This is a genomic window from Blautia sp. DFI.9.10, from assembly GCF_024461705.1.
GTDB lineage: Bacteria > Bacillota > Clostridia > Lachnospirales > Lachnospiraceae > Blautia_A > Blautia_A fusiformis.
Genome location: NZ_JANGAA010000002.1, coordinates 25,285 through 38,720, shown reverse-complemented (window position 1 = coordinate 38,720; position 13,436 = coordinate 25,285). Strand labels below are relative to the sequence as shown.

The window sequence follows — 13,436 nt, the reverse complement described above, 5'->3', positions numbered from 1 at the left end:
GCAAGAAATATCGTAAATCGCCAAATGCAAAAACAGTTCCGTGATATCATGATTCTTTTATGCTCTCACGATGTCACGGAACTGCCTCTAAAATGTTCCTTCCATGAAACAGATATCCTTATTCCACGGTAACACTCTTGGCAAGATTTCTCGGCTTATCCACATCCAGACCTTTATTTACACTGACATAGTAACCCAGAAGCTGCAGCGGGATCACTGCCAGAGAAGTTGCAAAATGCGGGTCTGTTTTCGGGATATAAACCGTAAAATCTGCAGTATCCTCGATATTATAGTTTCCAAACGTAGTAAGCCCCATCAGATACGCCCCACGGCTCCTGCACTCCACCATGTTGCTGACTGTTTTCTCATAAAGCTCCGGCTGTGTCAGGACACCGATCACAAGGGTGCCGTCCTCGATCAGGGAAATGGTGCCATGCTTCAGCTCGCCAGCCGCATACGCCTCAGAATGGATGTAGCTGATCTCCTTCATCTTAAGGCTGCCCTCAAGGCTGATGGCATAATCGATCCCTCTTCCGATAAAAAAGATATCCTTTGCATTGGCCTGCTTGGAGGCAAACCACTGAAGCCTTTCCTTATCCTCGATGATCCTGCCGATCTTGTCCGGAAGTGTCTTCAGTTCCTTAATGTAGGACTCACACTGCTCCTCTGAGATCTTTCCGCGGACCAGTGCCATCTGCAATGCCAGCACATAGGAAGCGATCAGCTGTGTACTGTACGCCTTGGTGGTAGCAACCGAGATCTCCGGTCCTGCAAGTGTGTAAAATACATGATCCGCCTCTCTTGCAATGGAAGAGCCCACCACATTGACAATAGCCAGCGTGCGGATCCCCTTCTCCTTACATTCCCGAAGCGCAGCCAGACTGTCCGCAGTCTCACCGGACTGACTGATGATCACTGCCAGGCCGGCAGGATCCAGAAGCGGCTTCCGGTAACGGAACTCCGAAGCAAGCTCCACACGCACCGGAAGACCTGCAAGATCCTCGATCACATACTGTGCAGCCATTCCCACATGGTAAGCAGAGCCGCAGGCCACGATATAAACCTGGCTGATGCTGCGGATCCTCTCATCATCCAGACCGATCTCTGTCAGATCCAGCTTGTCCTCCCGGATAACGGAATTCAGTGTATCTGCGACTGCCTTCGGCTGCTCATGGATCTCCTTCATCATGAAATGCTCAAAACCGGCTTTCTCCGCTGCCTCTGCATCCCACTCAATGATCTTAGGCTCCTTCTCGATCTCCTCACCATCCAGATTGTAAAAAGTGATCTCACCCGGTTTTACACATGCCAGCTCCAGATTTCCGATATAATAAACATTTCTTGTATACTTCAGGATCGCAGGAACATCCGATGCGATATAGGATTCTCCATTCTCCACACCCAGGATCATAGGGCTGTCTTTTCTCGCTACAAAGATCTCTTCCGGATAATCACGGAACATCATTACCAGCGCATAGGAACCACGGATACGCACCATGGCATGACGCACTGCCTCAACCGGAGATCCGCCGTATTTCTGGTAGTAATAATCCACCAGCTTCACAGCAACCTCCGTATCTGTGGAAGAATAAAAAGAATATCCCCTGCGGAGAAGCTTCTCCTTCAGCTCCTGGTAATTCTCGATAATACCGTTATGCACAGCTGCCACATTTCCGTTATCACTGACATGAGGATGGGCATTGACCTCTGATGGTTCTCCGTGAGTTGCCCAGCGGGTATGACCGATCCCGCACATACCCGGAACAGATTCACCTGCGTTTGTTTTCTCCAGAAGGACCTTCAGACGGCCCTTCGCCTTAATGATCTCAATATCCTTTTCCCCGTCACGCACTGCGATGCCGGCGGAATCATATCCTCTGTATTCTAGTTTGGAAAGCCCGTCCAGAAGGATGGGTGCTGCCTGATGCCTGCCTGTAAAACCTACAATTCCACACATGATTTTTTTCTCCTCTTATTGCATTTTTATATTCTTCTGACTGCTCCGTTCTTCAGACACCTGCGGTCTGCATCCAGGACATCACTCTGCCACATGCCCCTTCTTACGGACGATCTCAACCACCTGGTCCACATATTTTCTGCAAAGCTCCTCACTCTCTGCCTCTACCATAACACGAAGCAGAGGTTCTGTGCCGGATTCTCTCACCAGGATCCTTCCGGTGTCTCCAAGCGCCTCAGCCACACTCTCTACTGCTGCCTGCACATCCACATCTGCCTGCGCTGCTGCCTTGTCATGGACACGCACGTTCTCAAGAACCTGGGGATAGATCGCCAGATCAGCAGTAAGCTCACTGAGCTTTTTCTTCCTTGCCATTATAACTTCCATCATCTTCAGACTTGTAAGGATGCCATCCCCGGTAGATGCATACTTGGAAAAAATAATGTGCCCGGACTGCTCACCACCAATACGGCAGCCATTCTGCATCATATATTCATAAACATATTTATCCCCTACTGCAGTCTTCGCATACTCGATATCAAGAGCATCAAAAGCCTTGTAAAGGCCAAAATTGGACATTACCGTAGTCACAACCGTATTGGTGAGAAGCTTTCCGCGCTCCTTCATATAACGGCCGTACACATAAAGGATCGCATCCCCGCTAACCACATTTCCCTTCTCATCCACACAGAGACAGCGGTCCGCATCTCCGTCGTAGGCAAAGCCAACATCCAGTCCCTTCTCCACTACAAGCTTCTGGAGACCCTCGATATGGGTGGAACCGGCATTGTTATTGATATTGGTACCATCCGGCTCAGCATTGATCACATAAGTCTTCGCTCCCAGCGCATCAAAAACCGCCTTTGCGATATTCCATGCACTTCCGTTGGCACAGTCCAGTCCAATCCGCATTCCCTTAAAGGAATATACTCCCAAGGAGATCAGATATCCTATGTAACGGTTCCGGCCTGCCGAATAATCCACCGTCCTGCCGATCTCACCGCCCTTTGTAAAAGGAATCTCATGCCATTTCTCTCCGAACAGCTGAAGACGGTCATCCAGATAATCCTCCACCAGAGCGATGATCTCCTCCTCCATCTTCTCACCCTGGCCGTTGATCAGCTTGATCCCGTTATCATAATAAGGATTATGGCTGGCAGAGATCATGATACCGCAGTCAAAGCCATCGGTACGGGCAACATAAGCCACAGACGGCGTTGTTGTCACGTGGAGAAGATAAGCATCCGCTCCGGACGCCACCAGTCCGCCAACCAGCGAATACTCAAACATATAGCTGGAACGTCGGGTATCCTTGCCGATCACGATCCTGGCCGCAGCCGTCTCCCCCGCTCTTCTGCGCAGTTCATTATAATACCATCCCAGAAAACGTCCGATCTTAAATGCATGATCCGCCGTCAACGAAACACCCGCTTCTCCACGGAAGCCATCTGTACCAAAATATTTTCCCATTTCTAGCTCTCCTTTGTGCGTTAATATTTATAACTTATCTTATATATTAATGTATAAGGACAATGTTATTTCCGCATTATCCTTATGCATGAATATATCTTGTTTTTATTACTATAATATATTTTATTCCATTAACTTCTATGTACTTTATGTCTTGGGTCCAATCGTATGATCTTATAATATCCTGCTTCTATAACAACATGTATACGAAATACCTCAGTTACTGCATAATGATATACCTGCATTCCATTATACACATCATCCGTATCTGGTTTACGCGAATACGCTTTATCTACCTGTGTGACTGTCATTTGAGAAACCTTATTCAAAAATATTTGAAACTGTTTCACATTTTCCGGTGTAAGTTCCTTGAATGTATACCCATTCTCCAAATGATATTTAAAACACAATTCAAAAGGTACTTCCCGATTTTGTTTTTCCGTTAATTTTGCCATTATTAATCACCACAATAAATAGCCTTATAGTAAGAAGCCATCGTTTCAGGAGAAATGATAACTGTACATCTCTCCTCTGGTTCATATCCTCTCCGAGCTTCTATCCAGGGTAATTCTCTATGCGTAAGTGTCTCAAGCGCATTGCCAGTGCTCTCTCCATACGTATCCCACACATCTTCCAACAACTGAATATCATCATCTGATAGCTTCAAAGCAACCTTCCCTTTTATACAAATCGTATCATATCCAAATGCCTTAAAACGCTCCCATAATGCAGGAGAAACCGGTCCATGTACCCAAGCCTGAAAATCTGTATTCATAAGTCGAAAACCTTTCAAAGCATAACACCAGGCCTGTGCATAATAACATAATTTCTGCAATTTTTTATGAGTCATCTGTCCTTTAGTCAAAAACCAGTTTGCAATATCAAATACAGAATACTTTCCCTCTTCATTAACATCAATATTAATCGATTCTTCTGGATTTACAATAACATATTTTTCTGTATCGGTAGGTATTGCAGACGTAGTAATTGCATGATATGCAGTATATGATGTTGTAACTGCAGTATTATGTTTGGAATTCACTACCTCTTTCATAAACAATATCCTCCATTCTATTGCCTGACTGTACCTGCATTTTTTCTATTAAACAGTCATGTCTCCAACCTTCAAAATTTACTCTGTTCTGAACAGCAATCTGTCCATCTGGCAAAGTTCCCCGGATAACAGTCCCTTCTGTTGAAAAATAATCCGCTCCTCCAACTATACTTTCCAACAGGCCTCTACGCACCACATATGCACCATTCACTTCCGTTAGTAAAAATGGTTTGCTAAACATCAATTCTTCGTTTATATCATCATAAATCTTTTTGATGATTTTATATTGTGTCTCGGATGGTTTTATAATATTTAATCCCAGTTCATCCTTAGCTTCCCGTCTGTTAATAGTATAATCATGACTTCCAGATTCGCTGCACAGAAATGCTATGATCTTCTTAATCTTCTCCGGATCTCTAACCTGATTTTGAAGTAATTTCTCTGCCATCATTTGAATCTGAGCCTTGGAACGGTAAACTTCCCCCAGAACCAAAGGATGCACAAAATCTGTCAGCTTTTCAAAAATACTTGCAAGGGAAGCTGTATCATCAATCTGCATTTCATTTTTTGCAAATTCAAGATATCCTTTAACAGCCTCTACACTTACCGGATATATGCCTCCATCCTGCAACCTGGGATTCAATGGGGTATGTAAACTCGGATCTATTGGTCCTAGTGTAGCTTGCTTAGTCATTATGATCTCATTAGCTCCCAAACTGATGATAGTCCCTGAACTATGCGCTTTATGAGGAACTATTACCTGCAATTCATCTCCATACATCCGTAATAAATTGACTATATTTCTCGCCGCTGAAGTATCTCCGCCTCTTGTATAAAGAAACAGTGAGATTTTCTTGCATGGTCCTATTTTATCCAGATGATCGATAAAATAATCAATCACATCCGGAGCGATCTGCGCTCCCATATTAGGTCTGTCACTGGTAACATATACCAATATCCTGCTACCCAATTCCGCTTCAAGTTCTTCATATAATCCTATTCTTTCCTGATACACGCAACTCACCCCCATCCTTTAACATTTTATCAGATTTACAGCCTCTGAACAGCCACTTTACATCGCTTCTTACAAAAAGCAACTCCATACGCCAGAATATTATTTCTTCCTTCATTACGTAACTGTTCATCGTACCGCTTTTCTCTGATCTGTGCCAGCGCTCTTTCACATGCATTTTGCAGTCCTGAAAAAGTCTGAGAATACTTCAGCTCGATAACGATCCCGGCATCCGGATCTTCCGGTTCTGCCAGAATATCTGCAAAACCATCTCCAGATTCCGCATTAGACTGAACAAGCCAGTTTGGATCACTACGCAAAAGCCCCAACAAAAGTCCATGATAAAAAATTTCTTTTTCTTCATTTCGTCCTTTTGTATCAAAAATACTGATCGTATTTCCCAGAATCTTTGTAAGGCGTTCCTCAATCTCACCTGCATTCCCTTCTTTTATTGCTTTCAGCAGATTTTTCGTCGGCTCCGCCTCTTTCAGCACTGCGCGGTCAAACCATTCCTTTATCTGAAGCACATAAACTTCTCTTATCTCCCTGTTCGGAATGGTCAGACGATACACTCCCCGTTCGGTCTTCCCTGACTGTGTAAGATATCCTGTAGTAAATAATACACTCCAGAGATTATCCAGACTGTTATCGATTTCATCATAGGTCAACTCCATACGGACCGTTTTCTCAATAGACTCACCTGCGATCAGACGCTCTATCTCATCTCTTGTAGTCTTATCTGCCCTGTCAATAAATCTCCTTACCAGTTCATTCCCACTGGTATTGATCCAGTAAGACAGCGGCTCCGCATCCGGATTCCCACACAGACAATCTACATGATTGATCACATCCCATGGGCAGTACACATCCGTATTTCCAAAATGATATCCATCATACCATTCCTTTGTTTCGGAAAGATGATCCTCCATGCCATATGCTGTAAGCAATCTGCAGACCTCATCATCTGTGAAACCAAAATGCTCATCAAATCGATGGTCCGTGATCGAAAGCACTTTGAAGTTATTAAGTCCTGTAAAAATACTCTCTTTAGACACGCGAAGACACCCTGTTAATACTGCAAAATACAGAGAATCGTTAGTCTTAAGTGCCTGTCCGAACACACCACGTATCATGAGCACCATTTCTTTATAATATCCATGCTGAAAAGCCTTATCCAGAGGAACATCATATTCATCTATAAGAATGATCGTCTTCTGCCCATAATGCTTATGCAACAGCTGAGACAATATCTGCAACGCAGAAGAAAGAATATTTTCATCCATAGAATATCGGCCATTCTCCACAGAGATCAATGTACGATATATATCTTTATCCGTTTCTGTCAGTCTGTCACTCTCCAATAAAACCAGAAAACGACTGGCCTCTCTGCCTACCAGTTCTGTCAGCTGATAGCGTGCATTCTCAAAGGTAAGTCCATCAACATTCTTCAGCGATAAAAACACTACCGGAAATTTCCCCATATACTGTTCACACAGTTCTTGTTTCCGGGAAATATAAAGACCTTCAAACAGCGCTTCATCTGCCCCGATCTCGAAGAAACAACGAAGCATACTCATATTCAATGTTTTCCCAAAACGCCGAGGTCTCGTAAAAAGATTTACTTTCCCCCACTGATCGATCAGTTGTTCGATAAGCCTAGTCTTATCTACATAATAAAAATCCGCCTGACGAATTTCCTGAAAATTCTCAATTCCCACCGGTAGCTTCGGTCTCTTCATATTCCGCGTTCCACTCCCTTTCAATGCGAAAAATCATATACAAATATGCCAATCGCCACGTGATTCGTGCTTTCAGAGTAGCACAATACGCTCTTTTTGTCTATTGATTTATTTCGACTCCGTTCGACAAACATATCCGCTTTACCTGCGAAGCTCTGAAGCTTTTTCACAAAATCCTCTTTCCAAAAGCAATGAACTATGTTACCCTGAAAATGGATCAGATGATAAAATAACTCTGATCACATAACAAGATCGAAGGTGGTGAAACCTATGGGTACAAAGAATACCATCACCAAAGATTACATGGCTGACAACCGCGTTTTTGCGGATGTGTTCAACCATATGCTGTACAAAGGAAAAAACGTCATAGACCCTGACACTCTTCATCCACTGGATACCACAGCTCTCGCTGTCCCCTACGGATCCGGCACTTCAGAAGTTCCTGTCCAGAAATTCCGGGACGAATTCAAATCTCTTAATGTTATGCATGATGATTCAAGAATTTATCTTCTCCTGGGAATTGAAAATCAGTCAGAACAACACTATGTAACGCAAGTGCAAAGCAATTGCGTTCATGAGCATGTAGCAAAGCGGAATGCGAACGTCCGCTTTTTCGCCGGTCAAGAACATGGTCTATGATGCATTAGAATACGCAGGGCAGGTAGAAAATTCCGCCAGGTCCCACAGAGAAGCAAAACAATGGCCCTCCACATCCGGAGAATATCTCACCGGCTTCTACAAGGATGACCGGCTGATCCCGGTCATAACCACGGTCGTGTACTTCGGTTCCGACACCTGGAAAGCTCCCAGAAGCCTCCACGAAATGCTCTCTATCCAGGACCCCGAGATTCTTTCTCTGGTCCCGGATTACCGGATCAATCTCTTCTCACCTGCCGAGATAAAGGATGAAGAACTTGACAAACTCCAGAGCAATCTCAAAGAAGTCATGCTCTTCATTAAATACTCCAAAGATAAACGGAAACTTCAGGAGCTCACATCACAGAGCCCCGGCTTCCGGTCACTCGAGCTCAAAGCAGCCCGGGTCATTGACTCCATAACCGGTATCAATTTACGTTTCACAGAAACAGAAGGGAGTGTTAATATGTGTCAGGCTGTTCAGGAAATGTGCGATGACGCACGCGCCGAAGGTCATGCCTCCGGACTATCCGAAGGTCACGCCCAAGGCCTTCAGGACCATGCTTTACTCACTGCGCAACGCATGCTGCAGGATTCCAGGTTCTCACCTGAGGATATCAGCAGGTTTTCAGGGCTACCACTTGAGGATGTTCTGAAATTGCGGGAGAAATGATGAGTTTTATTTGAGAGAATGCTCAGGGAGTACATGCTTTCTGAGCATTCGTTAATCCTCAATAATCAGTACCTGTTTATCTTACTAACCATGGACTATATTCCTTTCCTTCAAGAATATCCGCTATTCTTTTACAAGCCATTCCATCTCCATAAGGATTACAAGCTTTTGCCATACTATTATAAGCTTCTTCATTTTCAAGAAGTTCTTTAAAATTCTTATAAATATTTTCTTCATCAGTGCCTACAAGTCTAAGTGTTCCTGCTTCTACCCCTTCTGGTCTTTCCGTTGTATCTCTCATCACTAACACTGGTTTTCCATAAGATGGAACTTCTTCTTGAATTCCGCCTGAATCAGTTAAACATAAATGACATCTAGCCTCAAAATTATGACAATCAAAAACTTCTATAGGTTCAATAATATGAATTCTATCACACCCTCCAAGTTCTTCATCGGCAGCTTTCCTAACTGTTGGATTCATATGAATTGGATATACTGCTTTGCATTCTGGATGCTCATCAAGTACTCTACGAATTGCTCTAAACATATTATGCATTGGTGCTCCAAGATTTTCTCGTCTATGTGCAGTAATAAAAATTAATTTTCCATCCCCTACCCATTCCAGTTCTGGATGAGTATAATCTGCTTTTACTGTATGTTGCATTGCATCAATGACAGTATTTCCTGTAATAAAAATTTTGTCCGGATTTTTACCTTCTTTAATTAAATTATCTGCAGCCATCTGCGTTGGTGCAAAATTAAATTGAGAAATAATTCCAACAGCTTGACGATTAAATTCCTCCGGATACGGAGAATAAATATTATATGTACGAAGTCCTGCTTCTACATGCCCCACTGGAATTTGTAAATAAAAACAAGCTAATGCAGTTACAAAAGTTGTAGATGTATCTCCATGAACAAGAACTACATCTGGCTTAACTTCTTCTAACACGTATTTAATTTTTTCAAGAATTCCAGTTGTTATATCAAATAATGTTTGACCTTGTTTCATAATAGACAAATCATAATCCGGCACAACATTAAATGTAGCTAATACTTGATCAAGCATCTCACGATGCTGCCCTGTTACTGTTACAATAGTTTCTATTGTAGATCTAGTTTTTAGTTCATTCACTAATGGGCACATTTTTATTGCTTCCGGTCTGGTTCCAAAAACAAGCATAACTTTCTTTTTCATTCGTATCACCTCATCTATTTTTTATTTGTATATCTTTTCTATTGTTTTCAACCTATACCAAAGCATAATTAACAATATTCCTTCTGACAACATAGGTGCTAAAGCAGCTCCCAGTATTTTCCACCATTTTATGGCAAAATAATTTATTATAATCGTTATAACTACGCCTATTTGAAAACATTTTCCATATTCTTTATCGTATCCAGCTCCCACCAAAGTTTGAATTCCAACAAAATTATTATTTATTCCAAGTAAAAGCCACCCTAATAAAGGATATACTATATAATAATAAGTTACATATTCTTTTCCAAATAAAACTCCACACAACGGTTTAGCTAAAATACCAACACATACTGCAATACATGAAAATAGAATCAACATTACTTTTTGAATCCTATTTATTAAAAATTCCCCTTTTTTAAAATCATTTGTAATATTTTTACTTGAAATTGGATAAATAACTTGTGATATAGGTGTCCATAGTAGCATCAGCATGTATGGGATTTTATATATTGCAGAATACACTCCTACTTCATATTCGGTTGCAAACAGTCCTAAAAATGTAATTCCAATTGCTCCAAATACTTTTGAACTAAGTTGTGTAAAAAACACATACGATCCGCTTATGAATGAATTTTTAATATCATTTATCTTCAATTTTACAAATTTTAGATTGTATTTTCTTATTGCAATAACAGTTCCAATGGCGTTAGAAATAATAGGAGACAATGAATATAAAATACAATATACAAATATATCATTTGCATTATTAACAAAAATAAAAATACTTATTGTTGTTATTACTCTGGTAATCATATTTGTTATAGATATGAATTTCATATCCTGTTTTCCCTGAAACATCCAATTTTCTTGAAAACAATAACCAAACAACGAACCAGCTAAAATGAGTAAACAAATACTCTGTTCCAATGTATTGTTACTAAAGATCAAATAACATCCAATAAATATCATTGAAACCCCATATAAAATAAATCTGCACAATGTTACTTCCGTAAACAATTTATTCAAATTTTGGTTGCTGTCTTCTAATGCAACTTTTCTTGTTGCAGAAAGAGCAAATCCATATTCAACAATTACCTGAAGATACATCACCAGATTTAAAGCAATTGAAAAAGTACCATACCCTTTCGCGCCTAAAATTCTAGTAATATATGGTACTATCAAAAGAGGAATAACTGTATTAAAAAATTGAAGTGCATATAACCATATTCCATTTTTTAAAGATTTTGATTTAAGTATTTGCTTTATACTATCTACATTCTTATTCATACACTAACGTGCCTTTCCATCTTAACAGTTCGAGCTATATGTGCAAATACAAAAAAGCACATTAACTGCTGTGGTTGATAAAATGTATTTTCAGACATTGCATATAAAGTACAAAATAATATTCCCATAAACGCAGTCATTAAAATGTCACTATTCTTGTCTAAGTTTAGATTAATGCTTTTTTTCAAAGCACTAGTTGTTTTAATAATTTCTCTAATTATCGCGGATATATAAATTATGGTTCCTGCTATACCCAGTTCCGCTAAAAATTGAATATAAGAGTTATGTGCTCCGGCAAAAGCAATATAACCTGATGACTTTTTTCTTGCATTATATAAAAAATCGTATGTATTAATGCCATTTCCAAAGAACGGCTTTTTATGAAACATTTCAAATGCAATATTCCAAAACCATTCTCTGTTGCTTAACTGAATTGTGCCTGTTCCTTTGGTTACCACCTGCATAACTACATAAAAAACAGATGGAGCAACAACAAAAATTACAATTAACGCAATCATCATAATAATAATGCTCTTCTTTGTTGTTGGCCTCCATATTATTCTCAATGCGGCCATCAAAACCATAAGCATAAATAGCAGTAACAAAACACTTCTTTTAGCAGTCATTGAAATTCCAACAGACACAATTATCAAATAAACTAAATTATATAATTTAAACTTTTTATCACTTGATATTAGTTGCGGAAATGTAATAAATATTCCGAATGTCATACAAAATGCATTATAACTGCTTTCACCTGCAATTCCAGGAATTCCACCATTATTCAGATCAAAATATATTGTTTTTATCTGACTATCTGCTATTATGAATTTAAAGATATCAATAACAATTTCATGATTGTAATAGTTTATTATTGTAAATATAGCAAATATCAAAGAAATTACTTTAATCCCTTTAAAAAGCATCCTATATTCATGTTCATCATATGCTACTAAATACCATAAACAACCATTTAATATTAATACAATATATTCAAACCCTGTACGAGTATTAAATATTAATGCGCTTATAAAAATAAATACTAATAAAAGCCCCCACAAAAGAAGGTCATTATTTCTTGGAAAACGCAAACAAAAATTATTTCTCATTAATATTATTATAAATAAAAACAAACATAATATATAAGAAGGAATCATACGATATCTGTTGAACACACCCAAATATCCAAATATCATAATTGTTAACACAGAATTAATAACAAATGTATATGAAGCATTTTTTAATTTGAATCGCACTTTTAATCTCCTACATATCTAATATTTCTTTCATTACAATACTATCCATATCCGTCATATTGTAAAATTCACCGCAATTCTGTGAAAATTCCCTATAATTCATTTCTATTGTTTTAATAGCTGTTTTTATATATGTTGGTTCAAATTTATCTACTATAACTCCCATAGCATTATAACCAATAGTATACCTTAAACCTGGAATATCATTTCCTATCATAGGAACTTTATATCCACTATACTCATATAGTTTATTCGGAGCACAATATATTTCATTCAATTTAGAATAATGCAATATATCATCTTTTCTCGGAACATAAGATAAAATTCCAATATATGCTTTTTGTGTCACTAATAAATGGTACGGAGGAGCTATAAAATCAATATGTTTTACATTTTTATAAGTATTAATAAGTCTTTCCACTTCTTCATTTTTTGCTCCCATTATGTAAAGCACATAATTTTCTCCTAATTCATCTATTGCTTCAGCAAATGCATCCAATGGTCTTTCTTTTCGAATTACCCCTTGATATAAAATAATTTTTCTAGTTTCATTTTCTATTTTTTGTAATCGTTCCTTGATATCATCAGGAACATCTGTAATTTCTTCAACGCTTTGTTTATTAGGTAAAACAATCGGCACTTTTTCCAATCCCCACCATGCATTAATAATCTGCGCCCTATTATATTCTGGTACAACTACTTTGTATGCTTTTTTAGCATATTTCTTTATATTTGACTGAATTATTTTTTGTCTTGGGAAATATGGAATATCATAAATTAATTCCATAAGCTGCATAACATGTTTATATTTAAACAAAACTGGGCCTAAATCTCTTGCAGTTCGGTCTGTTGTCGTCCATAAGATATCGTGATTCTTCATAAGATCATTAACTAATTCTCTTAATTTTTTCTTTCTAGAAATAAAATTAATTCCTCTGCTAATAATATTATTTTTTTCCTCTTCAATCTTATAAAAAGTAAATTTACCATTCTGCTTAGTTTTATATTGATTATTCTTGTCTATGCTTACTAATGTAACAATGCAACCATTTTTCAAAAGAATATCCACTAAGTTTCGAACCGGTGGAAGCTTACTTATTTCATAATAGTTTACAATTAATACCCTCATTTAATAATTTTCCCTTTCCAAA

12 protein-coding genes are annotated in these 13,436 nt (G+C 39.0%); 2 read left to right on the top strand and 10 right to left on the bottom strand.

Annotated elements, in window-relative coordinates; translation table 11 throughout:
* Positions 1 to 118: 118 nt before the first annotated feature.
* The 6 genes from glmS to NE671_RS01295 all read right to left on the bottom strand — a co-directional run bounded on the left by glmS (position 119) and on the right by NE671_RS01295 (position 7,232).
* Positions 119 to 1,957, bottom strand: a complete 1,839-nt coding sequence (gene glmS, locus NE671_RS01320) for a glutamine--fructose-6-phosphate transaminase (isomerizing) (protein ID WP_110102076.1) — start codon at positions 1,955 to 1,957, stop codon at positions 119 to 121.
* 81 nt (positions 1,958 to 2,038) lie between these two features.
* Positions 2,039 to 3,427 (bottom strand): phosphoglucosamine mutase, encoded by a 1,389-nt coding sequence (glmM, locus tag NE671_RS01315; RefSeq protein ID WP_015525706.1) that lies wholly within the window; start codon positions 3,425 to 3,427, stop codon positions 2,039 to 2,041.
* Positions 3,428 to 3,558: 131 nt separating this feature from the next.
* Positions 3,559 to 3,882, bottom strand: coding sequence for an MAG6450 family protein (locus tag NE671_RS01310; RefSeq protein ID WP_256163567.1), 324 nt, complete (start codon positions 3,880 to 3,882; stop codon positions 3,559 to 3,561).
* A gap of 2 nt (positions 3,883 to 3,884) precedes the next feature.
* Complete coding sequence (locus NE671_RS01305) at positions 3,885 to 4,481, bottom strand: Panacea domain-containing protein (RefSeq protein ID WP_256163566.1); 597 nt, start codon at positions 4,479 to 4,481, stop codon at positions 3,885 to 3,887.
* The gene (locus tag NE671_RS01300; RefSeq protein WP_256163565.1) at positions 4,453 to 5,496 is read right to left on the bottom strand and encodes an SDH family Clp fold serine proteinase; all 1,044 of its coding nucleotides are present in this window, start codon (positions 5,494 to 5,496) and stop codon (positions 4,453 to 4,455) included. The genes NE671_RS01305 and NE671_RS01300 overlap by 29 nt, the downstream gene beginning before the upstream one ends.
* A 35-nt stretch (positions 5,497 to 5,531) precedes the next feature.
* Positions 5,532 to 7,232, bottom strand: coding sequence for an AAA family ATPase (locus tag NE671_RS01295; RefSeq protein ID WP_256163564.1), 1,701 nt, complete (start codon positions 7,230 to 7,232; stop codon positions 5,532 to 5,534).
* 270 nt (positions 7,233 to 7,502) lie between these two features.
* Between NE671_RS01295 and NE671_RS01290 the strand changes: the two genes are divergently transcribed.
* Both NE671_RS01290 and NE671_RS01285 read left to right on the top strand, forming a co-directional pair.
* A complete protein-coding gene (locus NE671_RS01290) occupies positions 7,503 to 7,871 on the top strand; it encodes a hypothetical protein (protein WP_256163563.1) in 369 nt (122 codons plus the stop codon).
* Positions 7,861 to 8,541: an Rpn family recombination-promoting nuclease/putative transposase gene (locus NE671_RS01285; protein ID WP_256163562.1), complete on the top strand. Its 681-nt coding sequence runs from the start codon at positions 7,861 to 7,863 to the stop codon at positions 8,539 to 8,541. Before NE671_RS01290 ends, NE671_RS01285 begins: the two co-directional genes overlap by 11 nt.
* A 76-nt stretch (positions 8,542 to 8,617) precedes the next feature.
* On the opposite strand, the gene wecB is transcribed toward NE671_RS01285, so the two are convergent.
* Genes wecB through NE671_RS01265 form a run of 4 tightly spaced genes read right to left on the bottom strand, consistent with a single transcriptional unit; the run spans position 8,618 to position 13,414 of the window.
* Positions 8,618 to 9,739, bottom strand: a complete 1,122-nt coding sequence (wecB, locus tag NE671_RS01280) for a non-hydrolyzing UDP-N-acetylglucosamine 2-epimerase (protein ID WP_173741472.1) — start codon at positions 9,737 to 9,739, stop codon at positions 8,618 to 8,620.
* Positions 9,740 to 9,760: 21 nt separating this feature from the next.
* The gene (locus tag NE671_RS01275) at positions 9,761 to 11,029 is read right to left on the bottom strand and encodes a flippase (RefSeq protein WP_256163561.1); all 1,269 of its coding nucleotides are present in this window, start codon (positions 11,027 to 11,029) and stop codon (positions 9,761 to 9,763) included.
* A complete protein-coding gene (locus NE671_RS15890) occupies positions 11,026 to 12,285 on the bottom strand; it encodes an O-antigen ligase family protein (protein ID WP_173741474.1) in 1,260 nt (419 codons plus the stop codon). Before NE671_RS15890 ends, NE671_RS01275 begins: the two co-directional genes overlap by 4 nt.
* A gap of 10 nt (positions 12,286 to 12,295) precedes the next feature.
* Positions 12,296 to 13,414 carry a glycosyltransferase gene (locus NE671_RS01265; RefSeq protein ID WP_173741475.1) on the bottom strand — a complete coding sequence of 373 codons (1,119 nt, stop codon included), beginning with the start codon at positions 13,412 to 13,414 and terminating at the stop codon, positions 12,296 to 12,298.
* Positions 13,415 to 13,436 lie beyond the last annotated feature (22 nt).